1 protein-coding gene is annotated in these 401 nt (G+C 68.3%); it reads left to right on the forward strand.

The annotated features are described in order from the left end of the window. Positions 1–39: 39 nt before the first annotated feature. The coding region (locus ACGWYJ_RS39075; protein WP_395111765.1) for a transposase at positions 40–401 on the forward strand (362 nt) is incomplete at its 3' end.

Genomic DNA, 401 nt, shown 5'->3' on the forward strand with positions numbered 1-401 from the left:
GTTCGTGGCCGGTGGCTGATTTGGCGTCAGGCTGGCGGGATGGCAGATCCAGTTCGGGTGCGCCGGTTGACCGATCATGAGGGTCAGCGGTTGCAGCAGATCGTGCGCAGAGGGACCGGTTCAGCGGTCCGGCTACGGCGGGCGATGGTCGTGTTGGCCTCGGCCGGCGGGAACACCGTTCCGGCGATCGCGCGGTTGGTCCAGGGCGATGAGGACGCGGTCCGGGGGGTGATCCACCGGTTCAACGAGTCGGGCCTGGCCAGCTTGGACCCTCGGTGGGCGGGTGGCCGTCCCCGCCTGATCAGTCCTGAGGACGAAGCGTTCATCGTCGCGACGGCCACCACGCGACCTGAGACCCTTGAGCAGCCCTTCACCCGGTGGAGTCTGCGGAAACTTGCCGC

The organism is Actinomadura sp. SCN-SB (genome assembly GCF_043906805.1).
GTDB lineage: Bacteria > Actinomycetota > Actinomycetes > Streptosporangiales > Streptosporangiaceae > Spirillospora.